Here is a 21,266-nt window from a genome sequence, read left to right as displayed (position 1 = left end):
TCAAGACACAGGCGAGGAGGCAGGAGCCGAGACTGTGCGATCCTGTCGCACCGCGAACACCTGTCGCAGGCTCGACACGGTGATCAGAATAAACCCCGCGGCGAACAGGGCCTGGAACGGCACCGCCGCCCACTCGCCGAGGGCGACCGTGACGACGAGCCCAGCCGTCGAGTACACGGCGAGGCCCAGCTCCCCCCACACCACGCGGGGCAGCTCAGCAATGGCGTACCGACTCTGCCACCAGCTGTCGTCGGCCCCGACCCCGTACTTGGGCGTGCGAATGAAGGCCGTGTCCGTTCCGCGGAGGGCCTGCCAGAAGGCGTTCGTGTTGCTGAGGGACAGGCCCATCGTGCCGGCCATGAAGACCGGAAAGAGCTGCAGGCGGGACTGCCAGTCGGGATGGAGCGCCCGCTGGGCAAAGAGCTGTGCCAGGAAAAACCCGACGAAGCCGAACAGTCCAAAGCCCATGAGGGCGAAATAGATCTCCCCCGGACCGTGGCCCAGCCCCTTCAGAAGCAGAAGAGGCGCGTGGGTAAGGGCGGCGAGCAGGATGAAGGGGAAGGCGAAGTGGGCCGTGAGGTGGAACGTGCCCTCCAGCTTCACCCGCCACGGCTGGGCCGACCGCCAGAGGCGCCCCACCAGCTTCAGGGCCGTCTCCACGCCTCCCTTCGCCCAGCGAAATTGCTGGGAGCGGAGGGCGTTCATGTCGGGGGGCAACTCGGCCGGGGCCTCCACGGCCGGTACGTACTCGAAGCGCCATCCCTGGAGCTGCGCGCGGTAGCTGAGGTCGAGGTCTTCCGTGAGCGTGTCGTGCTCCCAGCCCCCCGCCTCCTCGATACAGGCGCGGCGCCAGACGCCCGCGGTCCCGTTGAAGTTCATGAAGCAGTCGGATTGCTCCCGCACGCGCTGCTCGATGGCAAAGTGGGCATCGAGGCCGAACGCCTGCACCTTCGTCAGCAGCGAGTCGTCCCGGTTGAGGTGTCCCCAGCGAGCCTGCACCATGCCGAGGTCGTCGTCCCCAAAAAAACGTGGGATCATGCGGCGCAAGAAGTCGGGGTGGGGCACAAAGTCGGCGTCGAAAATTGCGACGAGCTCGCCGCGAGCGAGGCGCAGTCCGTTGGCGAGGGCCCCGGCCTTGTATCCGGTCCGGTCGTCGCGGTGCACGTGGGTGATGTCGACCCCCTGGTCCTGCCAGTGCGCGACCCGCCGCGCCACTCGTTCCACCGTTTCGTCGGTTGAGTCGTCGAGCACCTGAATTTCGAGCTTGCTGCGCGGATAGTCGAGGTTCACGCAGGCGTCGATGAGACGGTGGGCCACCTCGGCTTCGTTGTAGAGAGGCAGCTGCACCGTTACCGTGGGCCAGGACTCGTCGGGAGTGGGGAGGGCGTCCGGATCCGGTACGGGGCCTTCGCGGAGCGTTTCATTGTTCGCGTGAAAGAGGGACAGCCACAGGAGATTGCCTCCGTAGGCGGTGAGCACTACGATGGCAATCGCGTAGAGCACCGGGACGGCCACCTCAAGAACAGCGAGTATCAAGGTTGAAGGTGGAAAAGTTGAAGATTAGAGGCCGAAAAGCGGGAAGGTCGATAGGCGGGAAGGTTGGCAAATTGAAGATTGGAAAATTAAGGGGCGTTGACTTTCGCCCCCTCATACATCCGGACTCCCACACGCAGTCACGCTCATACGCAGTCACCGGTTGCGCCCATACGTCTCGTGGCTAGAGACCCAGTCGGACGACGAGATGGCCGCCCCGAGGGAGAGCTCTCCGGCAAGCGTCGCCGCGGCCACGATTTCGGCAAACCGATGCACCTTCCCCTGCCCGTAGCAGTCCATCACCTTGAGGCATTCGCGCTGGGTTGGGAGCCCGGTGCCGCCGCCGTACGTGGCCACGATGAGCGACGGAATGGTCAGCGAAATGTGCAGGTCCCCGTCGCCGGTCAGGTCTGTGTACAAGACGCCGGCCGACGACTCGGAGACGTTGGCCACGTCCTGTCCCGTGGCGATGAAGAGGGCCGTGATGGCGTTGGGGGAATGTCCCCCGTTGTTGTTAGCGCCGGACAGAAAGGCCCCCACGGTCGACACGTTCCAGTGATGATGGAGGCTCTCGGGCTCCACGCGCATGTGCTGAACCAGGGCTTCCCGGTCGATCGTCGCTTCGGCCGTCACGCGCTTGCCGCGGGTCTGCATCACGTTCACCTGCGAGGCCTTCTTGTCCGTCGCAAAGTTCGATTCTAGATAGAAGTTTTCGACCGAGCCCGGATACTGATCCACAATCCAGCCGCAGGCGGCAAAGGTGGCGCGGCCCACCATGTTCTGCCCCGCCGCGTCGCCGGTGCGGTAGTTGAAGCGCAGGTACGCGAAGTGGTTGGACAGATAGTAGTTGATGTGGAGCAGCTCGGCTACGCTGGACGTCGACTCCGCTTCCTCGCGCACGTCATCCATGTGGTCGTCCACCCAGTGGGTAAAGTCCCGGGCCTCGCGGGCGGTGTCGAAGACAAAAACCGGCGCCCGCTGCATGCAATCGCCGGACACGGTGGCCTCCACGCCGCCGCTCAGGTTGCACACCTTCATGCCCCGGTTGTAGGAGGCCACGAGCGTGCCCTCCGAGGTGGCCAGGGGAATCAGAAAATCGTCCTGCGCATGCTCGCCCTGCACCGTGAGTGGCCCGGCAAAGCCGATGGGGATCTGGGCGACACCGGTGAAGTTCTCGACATTGCCGTCCGCATCGTGCGGATCGAACGAGTAGTGGGGGATGTGCTCGAGCGACGTGTCGCTGTAGTCCTCGATGAACTGCTGCCGCTCGTCGATGATCTTCTGACTGTAGTTGTCGTCCTCGTCCCGAGGAATGCGCTTGACAGCCCCGTCCTGCTCCGAAACCGAGTCTTCAACCGTGAAGCTGAGCCTACCGAACGGCTGGGCCTGAAAGACGAGCTCAATCTCGTGCTTGCCGGTGTCCAGGAACAGCCCGTTGGCCCGCATGTGGAGGGTCCGGCGCAGCGGAAAGTCGATCGCACTGTCGTCCGAGATTTCGTCGGCCGAGTAGGTTTCCCCCTCTCCCATGAAGAGATGCACCTTGTCGAGTGGAATTGAATCCCCGTTGATCTTGACGTCGTGGAGCCCCGTCAGCGTTGCGTCCTTTAGACGGTTCTTGAGGGCAAACTCGACGCCGCGATCCGTATTTTCGAGACTGCCGAAGGTGTAGAGCCGCTTCAGAAGTGCGCCGGGAACGAACATGAGCGAAGGAGGGCTCAGTCGGGCGAGGTGACGAGATTAACACAGTTAGCTTCCCAACGAGAAAGACCCCGGCGGGTTCATCGCATTTCCGCTCCCGGTCACTCCTGCTGCTGGGCGTCTGGCTCGAAGCGAACGCGCAGCCGGTCGTCCTCCAGGGAGGCTGCCGTCAACGCGTAGTAGCGGAGGAAGTTAGGCAGGATGTGGTTGGACCGCTGGTTGCCCACCTGCACGACCAGCTGATCGCCGAGCTGGCGCACGTCGACTTCCTCCTCCTCGACAAACGGGAGGGGAAACACGAGAACGTACGCGTCGCCCTCCGCCTCGACCTCGAGGGTGCCCCCCTCATGAAGCACGGCCATCGGGGACCGGTCCGTGTACAAGGCCCCGCCGATTCGGGCCAGACGACCGGGCCCGAACACCTCTTCGCCAAGATGGGGCACGGTGAGGATGGGGAGGGGACGGAAGCTCTGCTCGATTTCCTCCAAATACTCCTCCTGGGAGGTCAAGTATCCCTCGAAGAATGAGTTGTCCGGCACCTTGTCCGCCGGGAGCACGCGGTTGACGATGACGCTGTCCACGCCGTAGCCGTAGAGTTGCAGATACGTATACGCCCGCCGGGCCTCCTCGATCACCATCTTCTCAGGGTTCGTGACGAGGCGGATGGACGTCGTCGAGGGGGTCACGAGCACCTTCTGCACGCGCTCCAGCTTCTCGAAGATGACCTCCAGTTCCTCGTAGCCCTTGTCCAGCGGGATCCCGGTGGTCTTGCGGACGCCAAAGCCCAGCGACTTGACCGCGGTCTTTTGGAACGGAAAGGCCTTCGCGAGCCACCACTGCGTGACCTGCGGAAGCGTAAGAAGGGTGAGCGTCTCGCCGGTGGGCGCGCTGTCTACGACGATGAGGTCGTAGTCTTTCTCGCGGAGTGCCTCCTCGAGCCACAGCAGCACCGACCCCTCGTTCATGCCCGGGAGGGCGGCAAGCTCCTCGGCGGCAATCTGATCGACCCCCTGCCACCGGAACACCGTGAGCATCAGCTCGCGCATGTTGCCCCAGTGCTTTTTCATTGAGTAGTAGAGGTCCACCTCCTGCGCAAACAGGTTGTCGGCCACCTCCCGGGCCTCCGGGCCAAGCTCCTGGTCGAGCGCGTCGGCGAGGCTGTGGGCGGGGTCCGAGGAGAGGACGAGCGTCTTCTGTCCCTGCCGGGCGGCGCGCAAGGCCGTGGCGGCCGCGCAGGTGGTCTTGCCCGTGCCTCCTTTGCCCGTGAAGAGCAGGACGCGGGGCGTGTCGTCAAAGGGGGACGTGTCGTCGCCAGACGAAAAAAGCATTGCGGCGTGCGGCAAGAGGTCGGTCGTGTACTACTCTGTTCCCGGATGGGAACGACGCGCAGGGAAAGTCGATCGCCGTTCCGGGCCCGTGGGGGGTCCTCAGATGTTTAAATTCTGGGAATGCGGATTAGAGGCAGAACTGATCACGGCGTTGGCGATGACGGGGTTCCCCGAAATAGTGCGGCCCTTCCTCGACGCACCGGAGGCCGGAGCGGACGGGCTCCATCGGGAAAGGCTTGAGGCCCCAAGCTCGACTAGGAGCATGTCTCCTCCGTCGCCCCAAGGGACTTCTGCATGCACGTGGCGCTGGCCGGGCAGAGCCGGGCGGCCTCCTCGGTCTGCTGGATCGCCGTGGGCAGGGCGCTCCGCTCCATCGTCGCGTAACCGTGGCGGCGGAAAAAGGACGCCGCAGAGGTCGTCAAGAGGTACAGCGTCTCTACGTCCCCGTGCTGTGCCTGCGTCTCCATTGCCCCGAGGAGACGCGTTCCGACTCCCTCGCCCTGATGCGTCGGACGCACGGCCAGCGAGCGCAGCAGCGCTCCGTCGCCGGTGGGCTCTATTCCCACAGCGCCAACGAGTCTCTGTCCGTCGCGCCCGACGAGGAAGTGGGCCAGGTGCTCGGGCGTGAGATCCTCGGCCGGCAGGTCGACTGCCCGGAGCAGATCCTGAATATCGCGGAGGTCTTCAGGGGGGGCGGACTGGATGTCCATCGGTCGGGCGTGATTGATTGCAGAACCGTCGCTCGGCGCCTCCTCCTGCAACACGGCGAATCCGACGCTGTGGTTCAATGGCGACGGCGGGCGCGGTCGTCCCTACGGTTCTGCGTCGGTCCTGTCCACGGGGAGCGACGACCAGACCCACGGCCGATCGAGCCCCGCACACAGTGGCTCCTCGCTAAGGACTGTGAGGACACGGGCGACGTGCACCAGGGGGCTCTGCCGCTTGGTCCCAACGTACAACTCCGAGCCGACCGGCGGTGGGGGGTCGTCGAGGCTGCATTTAGGAGCCGAAGAGACCGTTCCGTCACACCCTTTTCGTTTGCGATTTGCGGGTGCAATTCCTCCCTTCTCAACTAAATTGTGAAAAAGCAAACCATGCCGCGCTTCCGTGTGGCATTCTCTGGTAAGCTCGTAAATTCGAGGTCGACGATCTATTCTCATGCCGGCTGTACAACGCCTCCTCGCGGTTCTGTTCGCACTTCTGACGGTGGTCGGGGGGCGACCGGTACTCGGCCAGACCATCGACCTCAGCGGGCGGGCCTTCGGGGACTATTTCTACGCGGCGTCGGCTCCGGATTCCGTACGGGGCGTGCTTCCGTATCCCCTCTCCGTTCCGGACTCGGCCCGGGAGGGGCTCCACGGCTTGACATACCGGCGCCTGTACCTGACCCTCGACTTTCAATTGTCGCGTCGTCTCAAGGGACGTGCGCGCCTGGAGGCGAATGACGGGACCACGGGCCCTAGTGGTCCGATTCCCTTCGTGAAGGACCTGTGGGTGGAATGGCAGTACTGGGGCGGCCATAGCGCCACGGTGGGAGTGACCGAGCCACCGGCCTTCGAAATTTCGAGCAACGTGTGGGGCTACCGGAGCCTGGAAAGAACGATTCTGAACCGGCGTGGCGTCGTCGATTCTCGGGATTTTGGCCTTCGGCTCGACGGCCCCCTGCTCGCCGACGGCACCGTCCGGTACGCATTTATGTACGGCAACAATAGTGCCGCCCGACCGGAGCAGAACCAGAACAAGCGCGTCTACGGCCGCCTCTCGGCGAGCCCTTCTGGGCGAATTGTGCTCGCGGCCGGGGGCGATTACGCGACACACGGCGACCACCGGGACCGCAGCCTGCGCCTCTCGGCCTTCGCGGGCTACGAGGGAGAAGACGTTCGAGTGGGGCTGAAGGGCTACCGAGCGGCTACTACACGGACCGACACGACGTCGGTTCGGGAGTATGGGGCCAGTCTCTTCGGACACCTCCACGTGACGCAGAACTGGGGCGTGGTGGCCCGGGCCGACTGGACCCTCCGGTTGCCTCCCGCGACGGATCCGCTCGACGTCGATCCCGTCGAGTCGCTCCTCCTGGCCGGCGTCACGTACCGGCCTCACCCCAGCGTCGAGGTGGTGCCGAACGTCTGGATCCGCAACTCGAATCGACACAACCGGTCCGACGTGCTTCTCCGACTCACGCTCGACCTCACGTTTTGACGGCTATCCCAGGTCGTGAAGCTCGTCTGGGAGGGCCTCCACCAGCTTGTGCGAGCCAATGAGGAGCAGGACGTCCTCGGGGGCGGCCGTGCGCCGGAAGGCGTCGAGGGCGTCGGCGAGCGGTTGCGGTTCGTGGACGGTGACGCCCTGCGCCCGCAGCCGCTCAGCGATCTCGCCGGGCGGGATGGCGCGGTCGGTGTGGATGGGGATGGGGATGACGTGGGCGTCGTGGTCGGCCAGTAGGCGGGCGGTCTCGTCGAGACCCTTCCCCCGCACCGCGTTGAGACACACATGCAACGTGCCGCCGCGGTCGGTCACCGCAGGGGCGATGGTGTCGAGGCTCGCGGCAATGGCGGGGGGATTGTGTCCCACGTCGACCACGACGGAGGGCTGCTGCTGAATCACATCGAGACGCCCCCGAAAGCCTGTGTATTCCCGCACGTCGCCGAGGCCGTCCCGCGCTGCTGCGTCCGCCGTGTCGTCGTTGGTGTCCGCCAGGAATGTTAACTCGGCGGCTCGCATGGCCAGCGCGGCGTTTCGCTGTTGGTGGCGGCCCGGAAGCGATAGCGAGAGGCGGTCGTAGTGGCGGGCGGGCGTGTCGAGGCTGACGATGCTGCCAGTGAGGTCGGCTCGGTGGGACTGCCAGGTCGCCTCGTCGTCGAGCCGGTGGAGCGGCGCGTTCTTCTGGGCGGCGACCTCCGTGATGGCGGCCTGTGCCTCCGGCTGCGTCACGGCGCTGAGGGCGGGCGTCCCGGGCTTGATGATGCCCGCCTTCTCGCGGGCGATGGCGTCGAGCGTGTCGCCCAGCATCTCGGTGTGGTCGAGATCGACGTGGGTGATGACCGAGAGGGCCGGGTGGAGCACGTTCGTCGAATCGAGCCGTCCACCCAACCCCACCTCGACCACCGCGAGGTCCACTGCCTGCTCGGCGAAGTAGCGGAAGGTGAGGGCAACGGTGAGCTCGAAGAAGCTGGGCTGGAGTCGCTCGACGAGGGCGCGGTACTCGTCGAGCGTGTGGGTGAGCCAGTCGGTAGGGGCGGGCGTGCCGTTCACCCGCATCCGCTGGGTGACGTGTGTGAGGTGGGGAGAGGTGTGGAGGCCCGTCTTCAGGCCCGCTGCGGTGGCGATGGCCGCGGTCATGGCGGCTACTGAGCCCTTCCCGTTCGTGCCGGCCACGTGCACGGCCCGCAGCGATTCGTGGGGGTTCCCCAGCGCGTCGACCAGCGCGTCCATCCGGTCCAATCCTGGCGCGTACGCGTCATCGGCGACGTTTGCGTACTGGGGAAGATCCAGGAGAAGGTCGAGGGCGTCGGACATCTGCGTCGAGGGTTGAGCGGTTTGCGGTGACGATTGGGCGTTCGGCGGTCATCGCCGGGGGAGCATCCGCGCCGAGGAGGCGTTTCGCCGGAGCGCCTTTTCGCTGAGGGACGGCCGCCCACGGTTACGAGTCGTCGCGGATGGAGGCCTCCGGGGCGCTGGGCGTGATTCGTCGTTTCGACGGAGCGACGTGGTGAAACTGAAGGGGGACCGTATCGGGCGGAAGCAGACCGGAGACCCGGTCCGCCCACTCGATGCACGTGAGCCCGTCGCCGCGCACGTACTCCCCGAAGCCCAACTCCACGAACTCGTCGGGGTTCTGCACACGATAGGCGTCGAAGTGGTAGAGCGGCCGCTCCCCCGCTTCGTAGACCGAGAGGATCGTGAAGGTCGGACTCCGCACCCGGGTGGGCGGGATGCCAAGCCCCTGAGCAACGCCCTTCACGAAATGGGTCTTCCCCGTCCCAAGGTCCCCGTAGAGGGCAAGGACGGCCCCGGAGTCGAGCGCCGCCGCGACGTGGGCTCCCAGGTCCAGCGTCTCGTCGACCGACGCCGTGGTGCAGGGCAACAGATCCTTAATCGTGTCGATCTCCGTGGGGGACATGCTGAAGAGTGAATACGTGAGGTGTGATGCGTGAGGAGTAAACCGCCTCGTTTGCCCGTCCCGGTTCACGCATCACGCATCATTGGGCATGCAGTCCGTCGCGGGCAGAGCGAATCTCTTCAGCGCTACGCCTTCGGCCGAAGGGTGGCCACCGGCAGAATCATTTCCTCCATCGACGCTCCCCCGTGCTGCAGCGTATCCCGGTAGAGATTCTCGTAGTGGTGGAAGTCGGTGGGATACACGAAGTAGTAATCCTCCTTCGCGATGAGGTAGTTCGTGTTGATCCCGTAGCTGGGGAGTCCGAACCTCTCCGGCTCCCGCACGAGGATGGCGTCATCCTCGTCGCACTTTAGGTTGCTTCCGTACTTGTAGCGCAGCGCCGTAGAGGTCTCCCGATCGCCAATCACCTTCGTCGACTGCAGGCTACGAACGGCGCCGTGATCGGTAGTGATGACGACCGTACACTCCGTGTCGGCGAGGGTGCGGAGCATGTCGTACAGCCACGAGTGCTCGAACCAGGTGCGCGTGAGGGCCCGGTACGCCTCCTCATCGGGGGCCAGCTCCTTGAGCACGTCCGATTCGGACCGGCTGTGGGCCAGAATGTCGATGAAGTTGACGACGACGGCACTGAGATCGTGCTGGGTGAGGTTGGTCGCGTCCTGCGTGAGCGTCTGGCCGTCTTCGCTCGTAATGAGCTTGTCATAGCGGACGCTCAGGTCGCCATGGTGGTGCTGGTCGAGCTGGTGGTGGAGGAGGGCCTCTTCGTACTGGTTGCGGCTGTGTTCATTCTCTTCGTTCGTCTGCCACGCCTTCGGGAACCGATCCACGAGGTCAACGGGCAGCATGCCGCTAAAGATGGCGTTCCGGGAGTACGGGGTGGCCGTGGGCAGAATGCCCATGTAAAAGTCCGTGTCGACGTTGTAGTGGGGACGCAGTAGCTCGGCCAGCTCAAGCCACTGGTCGTACCGCAGGCAATCGATCACGAAGAACACGACGGGCGCATCACCCACCTCCGGGAGCACAAACTCAGGCACCACCTCGTGGGAGAGCACCGGACGGTTCTGGCCCGGGGGGGCGTCGATCTGGTCGATCCACGCTGGATAGCGGGACTCCACGAACGTCCCGAATGTGCGGTCGGCTTCCTCGTACTGATCCTGGAAGATCTGGCGGGCACCCTCGTCGTCCGTCAGTTCAAGATCGTACTGCACGAGCCGCTGGTAGAGGTCGATCCACTCGTCGGGCGAGAGCGATTCCTGAAGCGCCGCTGAGATTTCGTTGAAGGACTGCAGGTAGCGCTGGGAGAGCGTCTCTCGCCGCAGCTTGGACTGCTCGAGCAGCCGCTTGCAGGTGAGCAGAACCTGGCTCGGATTGACTGGCTTGGTCAAGTAGTCGCTGATCTGACTGCCGAGGGCGGCCTCCATGAGGTCCTCCTCCTCACTCTTCGTCACCAGCACCACCGGCATCTCGGGCCGCTCCTCCTTGATGGCATCGAGCACCTCCAGCCCCTGCATGCCGGGCATCTGCTCGTCGAGGAGCACGACATCGAAGGGATCCTCGCGCACCATGTCGACCGCGTCGGCCCCGTTCGCGACGGTCGACACGTCGTAATCCCGGTCCTCCAGAAACATGACGTGGGAACGAAGCAGGTCGATTTCGTCGTCGACCCACAGAACATCAGGGTTGCTCATCAGCGGGAGGAGTGTGTGGACAATCAGTGTGCGAGGGTGTCGTGTGCCCGGAGCTGGAGACAACGGGTCGGTCCCACTGATTCGTATCGGGCACCAACCTCACGCCCGGGCTCCGGATGATCTCCGCCGCCTGGGCTCCCAGGCCCGCAGCGGCAGATTTGCAAGTCTCTCTCGTCTGTCCCGCTTCGCGAGGGAAAGCTCCGCGGGGCCCGGCAAGGAAGTGCAGCGTGATAACAGAAAGGACTACATCCTGTACCCGCCGTCCTGTGAATCGTTCGGGGGCGGCGCGAGAACGCGCTTGTCGCCGACGCCCAGCGCTGCGGTGACGGAGGCAGACCCCCGGCGGAGGGACACACCGTTGCGTCCTCCCCGTATGCCCGCCCACCGGCGCTCACAAGAGCACCAGTCCCACGATCCTATGTCCAACAAGTCTATCGGCCTCTCGGACGAGCTACACGACTACCTCCTGTCCGTGTCGCTGCGGGAGCCGGAGATCATGCGACGCCTCCGAGAGGAAACCGCCGAGCATCCGAAGTCCAAAATGCAAATCGCCCCGGAGCAGGGCCAATTCCTCCAGTTTCTGGTACGCCTGATTGGGGCCCGGCGCACGCTTGAGATCGGGGTATTTACGGGCTACAGCGCACTTGCCGTCGCCAACGTGCTCCCGTCTACCGGCACACTGGTGGCCTGCGACATCAGTGAGGAGTACACCCGGACGGCTCGCCGCTACTGGCGGGAAGCAGGCGTGGACGACCGAATTGACCTCCGCCTCGCACCCGCCGACGAGACCCTCGACGCCCTCCTCGACGATGGGCAGGCCGGAACGTTCGACTTCTCCTTCATCGACGCGGACAAGGAGCGCTACGACACCTACTACGAACAGTCGCTGCAGCTCCTTCGGCCCGGAGGCGTCATCGCACTGGACAACGTCTTCCGCGGGGGACGGGTGACCGACCCCGACATCGACGACGAGAGCGTACGGGCCGTCCAGCGGCTCAACGAGAAGATCCGTGACGACGACCGGGTGGCCCTGAGCATGCTCCCGCTGGCCGACGGCGTGACCCTGGCGATGAAACGATAGCGGCGCTGACGCGCGGCAGCGGGCCAACGAGTTCCGCTAGGAGCCGTCCTGTGGAACGTCCGGGAGGTGGTCCGAAAGCCGGTCGGAGAGGCCGATCAGGTTGAAGGCATGCATGTAGCGGAGAATTGCCGACTTTATCCGCCACTGTACGTAGGCCTCGGCGTCGCGGTACGGAGCCACATTTTCGTACAGCTGGGCGCGTGCCCTCTTCACGTCGGCGCGTGACCACACGTAGCGGCTCCCTGTGTTGACGAGCCACTGCTTGCGATCGTCGGGAAGGGCCTCGAACGGCTCACCCCGCTCCGTTGAGTGCAACCACTTCTTCCAGCGCCCGCTCTCCACGACAGCCGTACGCAGGACCTCGACGGCGTCAGAGGCTCCTCCCAGCGCCTCCTCCAGCGCCGCGAGGTTCCGTACCGCGCGGGCCTCGACGGCCGAGAGGCCGGGCCCGACGTTGGCGCCCCCCATGCCGCTCAGGGGATAGTCGGAGGGAGTCGCTACGTCATCGGTGTAGTGCCCCTTCACGAGCGCCCCCATCTCGGCATCCGCGGCGTCCGCGAACCGCTCGGCCCGTTCTGCGTCAAAGCGATCAGCGTCGAGCGTGGTGCCGACGTCCCCGACCACGAAGGACGGACGGGGAAGGTCGTGGTGCTCGAGCGCGTCTCGAAGGCGCCGAAGAAAAGTGCGCATTCGGTCTTCGGTCTGCAGTCCCCCCCGCGTTTCGTCGGTCCCCACCTCGTAGGCAATCGGCCCACGGCCGCGGGCCTGCCGCACAGACTCCGCGTGGCGCATAAGTTCCACGGTCCGGTCGACGAGCGTGTCGACCGGCAGGGGCGGATCTGCGTCCGGGGGACCCGCCGCAGGATCGAGGTGGAGGAGGTCGTACCCTGCACTCACACACGCCTTGAGGGAGCGCTTCGTCTCGGCCATCGCCGTGGCGCAGTCAAGCCCCTGAGTGACATGGTCGTCTTTCCCCCACGGGCCGCCGTGGTCGAGGCCGAGAAAGATGGGAACGTCGAGGTCCCGGCGGTCCGCTTCCTCCGCTACGAAGGACGCGAAGGCGGCGGGCGTCCATCCAGTGTAGCCTCCATCGCGGTCCACCTGGTTCAGGGTGGCGGCGTAGAGGAGCGGCGTCCGGGCCTCCTGGGCGGCATGAAGGGCCGCCCGGATTACAGCTTTCGAGTTGGGGCACACTGCCAGTAGGGTATGCCGAGGCCCGAGGTGGTCGGGGAGGGCCAGGGGACCGAGTAAGAGCCGAGTTAGAACCCCTACGGGCGCCGTATTGGCAGCCCGGGCAGCGGTGCGAATCTGGGCAGCCGAGGGGGAAGGAGCGACCATGGAGACTACGGGGCGGGTCGGCAAGAGAGAACAGTCGACCGGAAAACCCGGACGCAAGGGCTTTCGTTTTCCAGTTTCACTCTTTCAGGATAGGACCGGTCCCACACTCTACGGCAATCGCGTGTTCAGTTCAGTCTGGAGCGAAGAAGGGGCCACCCCAGGCTCGTGGCGTAGGCCTGCGGAGAGAGGGCATACGTGGGCACCCTGGAAGCTTTCCTTCGCGCCGCGCAGAGGGCGTGAGAGCCCAATGGCCGCTCAGCGCCTCGGCAGCAGGCGCTGAGTGGAGGGACGACCGCTCTGAGGAGGAAGTCCCCCATAGAAACGGAGTGAGCGAGGAGAGGGGGAACAGAAACAGGGGCCGGAACGCGGGCCCCGCCAGTGCAGTAGCAGCCGGTCCCGCCTCGTGTTGGTCCTCTTGTTGTTCCTCCAGCCTTCACCTCGTGTCGTTCCTAAATCCCGCCGCCCTGTTGGCCCTGGCGGCCGTCTCCATTCCGCTCTTTCTGCACTTGTTCAACCTGCGCCAACCGAAGACGGTCGACTTCAGCTCGCTGGCCTTCGTGAAGGAGCTCCAGAAGTCGGCCGTCCAGCGTGTGCGCATCAAGAAGTGGCTGCTCCTGGCCCTTCGGATGCTGGCCATCGCCTGCCTCGTCCTGGCCTTCGCCCAGCCTACGCTCACTGGAGGCCTTGCAGGCATGGGGGCGTCCGTGCCCACGACGCACGCCATCGTTGTTGACAATTCGCTCTCGATGGCGGCAGACGGCGAGGGAGGATCGTACTTCGAGCAGGCGGTCCAGGACAGTCGGCAAGTGCTGAACACCGTGGAGGAGGGCGACGAGGTGCTCCTCTGGCCGACCGCTCAGGCCGGCCCGAAGCGCCCAGATCCCGTCTCCAACGTAGGCGTAGCCCGGCAGGCGCTCGCAGACCTCGAGCCGCGGGCGGGGGCCACCTCGCTTGCGAAGGCCGTCGTCCGGGCGGCCGACGCGGCCGCGCAATCGGGGACGCCCCGGACGACCGTATATGTGGCAAGCGACCTGCAGGCGAGCACCCTGGGCGACTCGGTTGCTACGAAGGTGCCAGAGGGCGTTCGGGTGCAACTGTTGCCCGTTGAGACGCGGGAGCAGTCCAACGTGGGCATCTCGGACGTGACGGTGACCAGCCGCATCGCGGAGGTCGGCCAGCCGGTCCAACTGGAGGCGACGCTCGAAAACCATGGCTCCGAGACGCTTACCAACTACGTGGCTAGCGTCTACCTGGATGGAGAGCGCGTGGCGCAGACCACGGAAACGCTTAAGCCCGACCTGGAGACCACGGTCTCCTTCACCGTGACGCCCCAGTCGCGAGGATGGCTGGCGGGCGCGGTTGTGACGGGGGGGGATGATTTTCCGGCCGACGACCGACACCACTTCACGCTACACGTGCCCGAGGAACGTCGCATCCTTCTCGTTCAGGGGGAGGGGCAGCGCACCAAGTACGTGGACCTCGCGCTCTCGGCGAAGATGATTAAGGATCGAATCGCGTTTCGCACGACTACGATCCAGGAAACAGCGCTGCCCTCCGCCGAGCTCGGGCAGTACGACACGGTTCTCCTCGTGGGGCCCCAATCGCTGTCGAGTGGAGAGGTGGAGGCACTGGCGCGCTACACGGACCGGGGCGGCGGCCTCTTTCTCTTTCCGAATGCCCAGGCCCGGGCCGAAGACTACAATGCACTATTCGAGGCCCTCGACGCCGGCTCGTTCCGGGGCTTCAGCGGTTCGCTGTCAGGGGACCGAACCGTGACCTCGTTCGAGCGGGTCGACCTGAAGCATCCGCTCTTCGAGGGAATCTTCAGCCAGAGCCGCCAGCGTGAAGAGGCCTCCGTAGAACAGCCGGAGATCTACCACATCATGAACTTCCGGCCGTCGGGACAGGCCGGACAGACGCTCATCGAACTTTCCAATGGCTTTCCGTTCCTGCACGAAGTGCGACACGGAGGCGGCGCGTTGCTCCTGATGGCCGTGGCCCCGACCCAAGCGTGGAGCGATCTGCCGGTTCGGGGCCTCTTCATCCCTCTCCTCTACCGCTCGGTGTACTACCTTTCCGCCAGCACTTCTGTGGCGGGCGAACAAGTAGTCGTGGGGGAGGCGAATGAGGTGCGCGTGACCGGTGTTGCCCCCGACGCATCGCTTCGCCTCCGCGGGCCAGACGGGGCCGAGATCACGCCTGATCAGCGGACCCTCTTCGGAGCGACGCTTCTGCAGGTAGGTCCTGCCCTAACTCAGCCTGGGATCTACGACGTGCAGGCCGGTTCCACCCGCGTTCAGCGCATCGCCGCCAACACAGATCCGGCGGAATCTGACCTTGAGTCGTCCCCCCCTGACGAAGCGGCGAAGTCCTTACAGGACGCCGTGGAGACCCCTGTTCGGGCCGTGGCTACGGCGGGGAGCGATACCCTTACGGAGACACTCCGCACCCGACGGGCCGGGACCGAAATCTGGAACGTCTTCTTGCTCCTGGCGTTAGGGTTCCTCGTCGCAGAGATGGTAGTCGCTAGCCAATGGACGCCCGAAACGGTATCCTCGTAGCGGCGGGCGTTCAGCGTTCGGGCCTGCTGTTTGCACGCCTCGACCAAACAATCTCCCTGCCGGTGTGATACCGCCTGTCAGCGACCTCATCCCGACCCTGCATCGAATCGCCCTGTTCGCCTTCGTCGGGGTGACCTCCATCTCTATGCTCGTGGCCATCGTTGGTCGTCTCCGCCTGCGCCGACCGTTGCTCGTGTGGCGGCGGTCAGGGCCTCTCACCCGCACGCCGCTGGGGCCGTCCCTGTTTCTTCTGCTCGTTGCCGCAGGGATGGGACATGCCTGGCTCGTGGGCCGCCCGGTTCCGCTTCCTGTGCTCATTGGATATCCCGCCGGGGGCATCTTCTGGTTCGTTGCGACTTGGCTGATTCGGTCCGTCGTCATCACTGAGTACGGGATCGTGTACGATGTGAATCGTATCCACCGGGCCGTGGTATGGAGCCAGATCGTCGACTACTTCAGCACCACCCGTGGAGGACAGCCTCACTTTGTGTTTTTCTACCGGGACTCCGACGGGAAACGCCGCCGCCTCGACCTCTCTGTGCCCGAGACGCACGCTGCCCCCCTCCGCGAGATCGTTGAGCGGAAGCTCCAGGCCCGCTTCTCGGTGCCCGGTGAGGACGTCTACGACGAAGAAACACTGGGCCACCTGGATGATCGGATCGACCTCTCGTAGCTGCACGCCCGTCGTCCGCCGGAGAGGAGACCCTGGTCGGGACGATCGCTCAGCACGGGAATGCTCATGCAACAACCCTCCTCTGGACTCGGTAAAACTGTGTGCAGTTTGATTGAACCAGCCGCCGGCCAATCCGGCGTCCCCCCTTCGCGTTCTTCCCGAAAAATGTGCTTCCGTCGCGTTGTTCACATCCGAAAACAAAACTGAAGGCGCAGAATCTGCCATCATCGTCGGGGTTCTCACCCCGCAACGGTCGCGCTGGGAGGTGCGAGAGCACCTCGAGGAACTCGAGCATTTGGCCCGTACGGCCGGAGCCAGCGTCACCGACCGCGTCACCCAATCGCTCAACAGCCCCGATCCCGCCACGTTTGTTGGGTCCGGAAAGGTGGCGGAGATCAAGCGGCTCGTCAAAGAGCGAGGCACCGACCTCGTCATCTTTGACGACGAGCTGGCCCCTGTGCAGGTACGCAACATCGAGAAAGAGATCGACTGCAAGCTGCTCGACCGCACCGGTCTCATTCTCGACATCTTCGCCAGCCGAGCCCAGACCCGAGCCGCAAAAACGCAGGTTGAGCTTGCCCAGCTCGACTACCTGAGCTCCCGCCTCACGCGGCGTTGGACGCACCTCTCGCGTCAGGAAGGCGGGATTGGTACGAAGGGGCCTGGCGAAAAGCAGATTGAGACAGACCGCCGTCTCATCGACAAGCGGATGGCGAAGCTGCGGGAGAAGTTGGACAAGATCGACCAGCAACGCACTACCCAGCGCAAGAGTCGCGAGGCGCGTACCACCGTTTCGCTCGTCGGCTACACGAACGCAGGCAAGTCCACCCTCCTGAACGCACTTGCCGACGAGGACCTCCTCGCGGAGGATCGCCTCTTTGCAACGCTCGACGCGACCACTCGCACCGTTGAGCTCGCCCCGAACAAAGAGGTGCTGATGTCCGACACCGTCGGGTTCATCCGGAAGCTTCCGCACCGGCTCATCGAAAGCTTCAGGAGTACGCTCGACGAGGTGCGGGAGGCCGATGCGCTCGTGCACGTCGTGGATGTGACGCATCCGAACTACGAGGAGCAGATGCGCGTGGTGGCGGAGACCCTCGGGGAACTGGACTCTCGGGACAAGTCCACCCTCGTGGTTTTCAACAAGGTCGATGCTCTAGAAGACCGAACTCTGCTTCGACGGCTCCGGCGCGAGCATCCGGACGCGGTCTTCGCCTCAGCCCTCCGCGGCATCGGCCTCGAGACCCTTAAGGAAGACCTGCTAGACCTCATCGAGCAGGATTACGTGGAGCGTCTGGCGTACATCCCGGTCACCGAGCCGGAGGCGATTGCGGAGGTCCACCGCCTTACCGATGTGATCAGTGAGGAGTACGTGTACGCTGAGAACGGGCACGCCGAAAACGGGGAAGTGACCGATGCGCAGGCAGTGGCCCGCATGCGCTTCCGGGCGGCTCCCCGCAACGATGCCCGACTTCGTGACACCCTGGAGCCGTTTGGAGAGCTCCGGCCAGTCTCAGACAACGGCGTTCCCGCCCAAGAATCCTGAGCGTTCGGCCAAAGTAGGGCATTCCCGTTATTTCAGGCCGATCGCCGCCCGAAAACGTGGCGGGCGCTGTGTCCGGCACGACCCTTGCGCGGTCAGAGTGTCCCGCGGAAGCCATACACTCGCTGCGTGTCTCAACGCTAAGCCTCCGACGCCATGAAGGTACGAGACGCCATCCACCCCACCACTCCGGCCCTACAGACCACCGACACTGTGGAGGACGCACTTGGGCTGCTCATGGAGCACCACGTGCGACACCTTCCAGCCGTCGAGGAAGACGGGCGTCTGGCAGGGGTAATTTCCGAGGATCGCCTGATGGACGCTGAAGGCCCAAAGTCCCCGATCGACTCCCTCCTCATTGGTCGGCCTGTGAGCGTTCCTCCGGAGGTGCACATTTTCGATGCGGCGCGCACCATGGTCAAGCACGACCTCAGTACTGTGCCGGTGGCCGACAGCGACGGCCAGTACCTTGGCCTCCTCCGGCGGCACGATGTCTTCGACAAGTTTGCGCAAATGCTGTCGACCCGGCAGAGTGGTGCCATTCTGGCCCTTGAGGTTGATTCCCGGGACTATTCACTCGCCAAGCTCGTCCATGTCATCGAGCAGAACGACGCGAAGGCCCTCGCAGTCGCCTCCGAGTTCCCCGACGAATCGACAGGGAATGTCCGGGTCACGCTCAAGCTCAACGTGAAAGACACGTCCCGCGTCCGGCACGTGCTCGAGCACAACGGCTATCAGGTGGTGGCGTCTTTCGGAGAGGAAGACGAGGAGCTGGAGGAACTCGTCGAGGAGTTCGTGCGATACCTGGAGGTGTAGACCTCGGGTCGATGCGAGAGAGCAACCCTTGGTCGGGATTGCCCGCAGGTTTGTACTCTGTGGCGCGCGTCGCCCGCCGAATCCGGCGATCAAGCTAGGCCTCACGGGCCGCGATACGAAACGCGCAGTACGCCTCCCCACCGTCTGACGCCCGCCCCCATTCTTCTTCTCCCCTACAGTCCTTTGCTCTATGAGCGAGTCCTCTCCCGACGAGCCGCCCAATTCCGCCGCGGTGCTTGAGTCAATGACGCTGCTGGCCACGTTGTCGACCGCCGCGGAGGTAGGGAAGTCGGTGGCAAGGCGCCGGCTGGGCCGCGACCCCTCGGCGCAAGAACCTCCCGACCGGGCGGCCATCCACCTTCGCAACACGGGACGGACCCTCATGGACCTGCTCATGCAGCTCGCGTTGAGCCGTGTGCCGCTGGACCACCCGGAGGAGCCACTGCCCCACGCGGTGCGCCACTTCGACCTGCTCCTCAAGCTCCGTCGTGCCGAGCGGCTCACGCAGGACATGCACCAGCGCCTGCTCAGCCTCTATCCGGAGGTGTCGAGCGAGCTCGTGGAGGAAGCCCGCCTCCTGCGTAACAAGATTGCTCGCTTTTGGGAGACAGCCCCCTCCGATCCGGACAGTCCTCACCTGTCAGATGTGCTGGAGCAGGGCATAAGCTTCGTCGTATGGACCCGGCACGAGGTACCAGTCGAGTAGGCAGGCGTGCTGTACCCGAGCCACACAGCCTGCCCCCTCTTCCAGAGAGCGCGTTGTGCGGTTGCGCCAAAAACGTGGTCGCGTCTGAACCACTAGAGGGACGCAACGTTGTAATCAAGGTGTCGAGAGCAGGACGAATCCTGCTCCGCGCGCCCGTCACGCATCTCTCTTCTGGCCGAAAGATTCCCTCATGAGCGAACCGACGGATCTTCCTGAACGTGCCATCAGCGCCTATGCGGCGTCGAACATCCAGGTGCTCGAAGGGCTGGAGGCGGTGCGCAAGCGTCCCTCCATGTACATTGGCGACGTGGGCCTCCGCGGCCTGCACCACCTCGTCTACGAGGTGCTCGATAACTCCATCGACGAGGCGATGGCGGGGTACTGCGACGAGATCGAGGTGCAGCTCTATGAAAATGGCTCCGTGTCGATCGAAGACAACGGCCGCGGCATTCCCGTTGACATGCACCCGGTAGAGGACCGCTCGGCCCTGGAGGTGGTGATGACGGTGCTCCACGCCGGGGGCAAGTTCGACAAGGATAGCTATCAGGTGTCTGGTGGGCTGCACGGGGTGGGCGTGTCGGTGGTCAACGCGCTGGCCTCGCGTTTCGAAGTGACCGTCTGGCGCGACGGCTCAGTCTGGAAACAGAGCTACGTGTGCGGGGTGCCCGAAGAATCGGTCCGGAAGGTGCGGCCCATGCGCGACGACGAAGAGACGGGGACCCACATTCGGTTCTGGCCGGACGAGGAGATTTTTAAGACGACGGAGTTTCGCTTCGAGACGCTTTCGGACCGCCTGCGTGAGCTGGCGTTCCTGAACGCAGGCGTGCACATCACCATCGAGGACCACCGTGAGGAGGATGAGGGCCTGGCCCGCGAGGAATACTACTCGGAGGAAGGCATCGCCGGGTTTGTGGACTACCTCGACGAGGCGCGCGACCCGATCCTCGACGAGACCATCTACATCGCCGACGAGGAGGGGGACGTGCCCGTCGAGCTGGCCATGCGCTACAACGACGGGTACAACAAGAACGTCCTCTCCTTCGTCAACAACATCAACACGCACGAGGGGGGGACGCACGTCACCGGCTTCCGCCGCGCCCTCACGCGAACGCTGAAGCGCTACGCCCGGCAGAACGACATGCTCAGCGGGCTCAAGTTCGACCTCACGGGCGACGACTTCCGAGAGGGGCTCACAGCGGTGCTCTCTGTGAAGGTGGCCGAGCCGCAGTTCGAGGGGCAGACGAAGACGAAGCTCGGCAACTCGGAGGTGCAGGGCATCGTGGAATCGCTCATCAACACCGAGCTGGGCCGCTGGCTCGAGGACCACCCCGACCAGGCCGAGCGGATCATCGAGAAGGTCATTCAGGCAGCGGAGGCCCGCGCGGCGGCGCGCAAGGCCCGCGAACTGGTGCAGCGCAAGGACGCCTTCTCGGGGGGCGGTCTGCCCGGCAAGCTGGCCGACTGCTCCACGCGCGACCCCGAGGAGGGGGAGCTCTACCTCGTAGAGGGCGACTCGGCCGGCGGATCGGCCAAGCAGGCGCGCGACCGTCACTTTCAGGCCATCCTGCCGCTTCGGGGCAAGATCCTGAACGTAGAGAAGGCCCGCCTCGACCGTATCCTGGAGCACGATCAAATCCAGAACATTGTCACGGCGCTCGGCACCGGGCTCACGTCGACGGAGGAGGAGTTCGACCTCAGCGAGATGCGCTACCACAAGATCGTGGTGATGACGGACGCCGATGTTGATGGCGCGCATATCCGGTCCCTCCTCCTCACGTTCTTCTACCGCCAGCTGCGCCCCCTCATCGAAAAGGGCAACATCTACATTGCCCTGCCACCGCTCTACCGCATCCAGAATGGCAGCCAGGAGATCTACTGCTGGACCGACGAGGAAATGGAGACCCGCATGCAGGAACTCCGGGCCGACGGCAAGAGCCCGAGCATGCAGCGCTACAAGGGCCTCGGCGAGATGGACCCCGAGCAGCTCTGGACCACCACGATGAACCCGGAGACGCGAAAGATTCAGCAGGTCACCATTCAGGATGCCGCCGCGGCCGACCGGCTCTTCTCGACCCTCATGGGCGACTCGGTGGAGCCCCGGCGCGAGTTCATCGAGCGGAATGCCAAGTACGCGACCATTGACGCCTGATCGACGCCGGCCGACGCCCCCTTCTATCCTTT

16 protein-coding genes are annotated in these 21,266 nt (G+C 64.7%); 8 read left to right on the top strand and 8 right to left on the bottom strand.

Going from position 1 to position 21,266, the window contains the following annotated elements:
• From ABEL04_RS00130 to arsN2, 4 genes are all read right to left on the bottom strand, one after another.
• Window positions 1–1,536, bottom strand: a complete 1,536-nt coding sequence (locus ABEL04_RS00130; RefSeq protein WP_375800339.1) for a cellulose synthase family protein — start codon at window positions 1,534–1,536, stop codon at window positions 1–3.
• Between the two features lie 153 nt (window positions 1,537–1,689).
• The gene (locus ABEL04_RS00125) at window positions 1,690–3,234 is read right to left on the bottom strand and encodes a hydroxymethylglutaryl-CoA reductase (RefSeq protein ID WP_375800338.1); all 1,545 of its coding nucleotides are present in this window, start codon (window positions 3,232–3,234) and stop codon (window positions 1,690–1,692) included.
• Window positions 3,235–3,332: 98 nt separating this feature from the next.
• Window positions 3,333–4,559, bottom strand: a complete 1,227-nt coding sequence (locus ABEL04_RS00120; RefSeq protein ID WP_375800337.1) for an ArsA family ATPase — start codon at window positions 4,557–4,559, stop codon at window positions 3,333–3,335.
• A 254-nt stretch (window positions 4,560–4,813) separates the two neighbouring features.
• A complete protein-coding gene (gene arsN2 / locus ABEL04_RS00115; RefSeq protein ID WP_375800336.1) occupies window positions 4,814–5,269 on the bottom strand; it encodes an arsenic resistance N-acetyltransferase ArsN2 in 456 nt (151 codons plus the stop codon).
• Between the two features lie 448 nt (window positions 5,270–5,717).
• On the opposite strand from arsN2, the gene ABEL04_RS00110 reads away from it, so the two are divergent.
• The gene (locus ABEL04_RS00110) at window positions 5,718–6,758 is read left to right on the top strand and encodes a hypothetical protein (protein ID WP_375800335.1); all 1,041 of its coding nucleotides are present in this window, start codon (window positions 5,718–5,720) and stop codon (window positions 6,756–6,758) included.
• Between the two features lie 3 nt (window positions 6,759–6,761).
• Here ABEL04_RS00110 and ABEL04_RS00105 read toward each other — a convergent pair whose 3' ends face one another.
• The 3 genes from ABEL04_RS00105 to ABEL04_RS00095 all read right to left on the bottom strand — a co-directional run bounded on the left by ABEL04_RS00105 (window position 6,762) and on the right by ABEL04_RS00095 (window position 10,367).
• Entirely contained in the window at window positions 6,762–8,075 is a 1,314-nt protein-coding gene (locus ABEL04_RS00105; RefSeq protein WP_375800334.1) for a bifunctional folylpolyglutamate synthase/dihydrofolate synthase, read from the bottom strand.
• A gap of 124 nt (window positions 8,076–8,199) precedes the next feature.
• Window positions 8,200–8,679 carry a tRNA (adenosine(37)-N6)-threonylcarbamoyltransferase complex ATPase subunit type 1 TsaE gene (gene tsaE / locus ABEL04_RS00100; RefSeq protein ID WP_375800333.1) on the bottom strand — a complete coding sequence of 160 codons (480 nt, stop codon included), beginning with the start codon at window positions 8,677–8,679 and terminating at the stop codon, window positions 8,200–8,202.
• Between the two features lie 125 nt (window positions 8,680–8,804).
• Window positions 8,805–10,367 (bottom strand): response regulator, encoded by a 1,563-nt coding sequence (locus ABEL04_RS00095; RefSeq protein WP_375800332.1) that lies wholly within the window; start codon window positions 10,365–10,367, stop codon window positions 8,805–8,807.
• 418 nt (window positions 10,368–10,785) lie between these two features.
• Here ABEL04_RS00095 and ABEL04_RS00090 point away from each other — a divergent pair, with 418 nt between their 5' ends.
• A complete protein-coding gene (locus tag ABEL04_RS00090) occupies window positions 10,786–11,448 on the top strand; it encodes a class I SAM-dependent methyltransferase (RefSeq protein ID WP_375800331.1) in 663 nt (220 codons plus the stop codon).
• Window positions 11,449–11,484: 36 nt separating this feature from the next.
• Here the strand turns inward: ABEL04_RS00090 and ABEL04_RS00085 are convergent, their stop codons facing one another.
• Complete coding sequence (locus ABEL04_RS00085; RefSeq protein WP_375800330.1) at window positions 11,485–12,786, bottom strand: class II D-tagatose-bisphosphate aldolase non-catalytic subunit; 1,302 nt, start codon at window positions 12,784–12,786, stop codon at window positions 11,485–11,487.
• 440 nt (window positions 12,787–13,226) lie between these two features.
• Between ABEL04_RS00085 and ABEL04_RS00080 the strand changes: the two genes are divergently transcribed.
• The 6 genes from ABEL04_RS00080 to gyrB all read left to right on the top strand — a co-directional run bounded on the left by ABEL04_RS00080 (window position 13,227) and on the right by gyrB (window position 21,234).
• Window positions 13,227–15,347 (top strand): BatA domain-containing protein, encoded by a 2,121-nt coding sequence (locus ABEL04_RS00080; RefSeq protein WP_375800329.1) that lies wholly within the window; start codon window positions 13,227–13,229, stop codon window positions 15,345–15,347.
• Between the two features lie 64 nt (window positions 15,348–15,411).
• Window positions 15,412–16,020 carry a hypothetical protein gene (locus ABEL04_RS00075; RefSeq protein WP_375800328.1) on the top strand — a complete coding sequence of 203 codons (609 nt, stop codon included), beginning with the start codon at window positions 15,412–15,414 and terminating at the stop codon, window positions 16,018–16,020.
• 181 nt (window positions 16,021–16,201) lie between these two features.
• A complete protein-coding gene (hflX, locus tag ABEL04_RS00070; protein WP_375800327.1) occupies window positions 16,202–17,566 on the top strand; it encodes a GTPase HflX in 1,365 nt (454 codons plus the stop codon).
• 153 nt (window positions 17,567–17,719) lie between these two features.
• Window positions 17,720–18,379: a CBS domain-containing protein gene (locus tag ABEL04_RS00065; protein WP_375800326.1), complete on the top strand. Its 660-nt coding sequence runs from the start codon at window positions 17,720–17,722 to the stop codon at window positions 18,377–18,379.
• Between the two features lie 190 nt (window positions 18,380–18,569).
• Window positions 18,570–19,085, top strand: coding sequence for a hypothetical protein (locus ABEL04_RS00060; protein ID WP_375800325.1), 516 nt, complete (start codon window positions 18,570–18,572; stop codon window positions 19,083–19,085).
• Window positions 19,086–19,275: 190 nt separating this feature from the next.
• Window positions 19,276–21,234, top strand: coding sequence for a DNA topoisomerase (ATP-hydrolyzing) subunit B (gyrB, locus tag ABEL04_RS00055; protein ID WP_375800324.1), 1,959 nt, complete (start codon window positions 19,276–19,278; stop codon window positions 21,232–21,234).
• Window positions 21,235–21,266: the final 32 nt, after the last annotated feature.

It is taken from the genome of Salinibacter sp., from assembly GCF_042218895.1.
Lineage (GTDB): Bacteria > Bacteroidota > Rhodothermia > Rhodothermales > Salinibacteraceae > Salinibacter.
Note: the sequence above shows the minus strand (reverse complement) of the source record. Positions and strands in the feature narration are given on the sequence as shown.

Coding starts and splice junctions, on each gene's coding strand:
- ABEL04_RS00125 (WP_375800338.1), bottom strand. CDS start 3,234: ATGTTCGTTCCCGGCGCACTTCTGAAGCGGCTCTACACCTTCGGCAGT.
- ABEL04_RS00120 (WP_375800337.1), bottom strand. CDS start 4,559: ATGCTTTTTTCGTCTGGCGACGACACGTCCCCCTTTGACGACACGCCC.
- arsN2 (WP_375800336.1), bottom strand. CDS start 5,269: ATGGACATCCAGTCCGCCCCCCCTGAAGACCTCCGCGATATTCAGGAT.
- ABEL04_RS00110 (WP_375800335.1), top strand. CDS start 5,718: ATGCCGGCTGTACAACGCCTCCTCGCGGTTCTGTTCGCACTTCTGACG.
- ABEL04_RS00105 (WP_375800334.1), bottom strand. CDS start 8,075: ATGTCCGACGCCCTCGACCTTCTCCTGGATCTTCCCCAGTACGCAAAC.
- tsaE (WP_375800333.1), bottom strand. CDS start 8,679: ATGTCCCCCACGGAGATCGACACGATTAAGGATCTGTTGCCCTGCACC.
- ABEL04_RS00095 (WP_375800332.1), bottom strand. CDS start 10,367: ATGAGCAACCCTGATGTTCTGTGGGTCGACGACGAAATCGACCTGCTT.
- ABEL04_RS00090 (WP_375800331.1), top strand. CDS start 10,786: ATGTCCAACAAGTCTATCGGCCTCTCGGACGAGCTACACGACTACCTC.
- ABEL04_RS00085 (WP_375800330.1), bottom strand. CDS start 12,786: ATGGTCGCTCCTTCCCCCTCGGCTGCCCAGATTCGCACCGCTGCCCGG.
- ABEL04_RS00065 (WP_375800326.1), top strand. CDS start 17,720: ATGAAGGTACGAGACGCCATCCACCCCACCACTCCGGCCCTACAGACC.
- ABEL04_RS00060 (WP_375800325.1), top strand. CDS start 18,570: ATGAGCGAGTCCTCTCCCGACGAGCCGCCCAATTCCGCCGCGGTGCTT.
- gyrB (WP_375800324.1), top strand. CDS start 19,276: ATGAGCGAACCGACGGATCTTCCTGAACGTGCCATCAGCGCCTATGCG.